The 531-nt window shown below is 49.2% G+C and carries 1 protein-coding gene; it reads left to right on the top strand.

The genetic code is table 11. The features are described 5' to 3' along the window. Positions 1-227 precede the first annotated feature (227 nt). Positions 228-531, top strand: a 304-nt coding sequence (locus J7438_RS27360; RefSeq protein ID WP_209279156.1) for a GPO family capsid scaffolding protein, incomplete at its 3' end; no start/stop codon positions are given.

Below are 531 nucleotides of genomic sequence, written 5' to 3' on the forward strand. Positions count from 1 at the left end.
CCGTGACGCTGCGCCGTTGGATATAAAGTGCCCTTGCCTGTTCGATGGTGGTTTTGGTGTTTGCCATGAACGGTGAGAGTAATGGACGTTCATGGTCATTTACTGATTATTGGTTCTGATTTGTTGTTAAATGCCGTTTCAGAACATTTCAGAAAAGAAACCCACAAAAACTTTGCATTTTTTAGGCTAAAACAGGGCTATTCCACATTTATCCATGGGGTTTTTCTATGCCCTCACCCATGCAGCTGACCACTGACTGGATCACCATTGGCACCTCCGGGCCCACAGTAGACGGACGGAACATCAGTGAACAGATGTTGCTGGAAGCCGCAGAGACTTACGATCCGGAGGAGTACACCGCCGTAATCAGCTCTGACCATATGCTCTGGATGTTTGGCAATTTCGGGGAGGTCTGTAAATTGCGGACTGCTGCAGACAAGAAAGGCCGAACCGCCCTGCAGGCTCGAATACATCCTAACCGCCGTTTAATTCAGATGAATGCTGAAGGCCAGCGGATGCACACCTCCATGG

This window comes from Thalassotalea sp. G20_0 (assembly GCF_017744175.1).
Lineage (GTDB): Bacteria > Pseudomonadota > Gammaproteobacteria > Pseudomonadales > Endozoicomonadaceae > Endozoicomonas.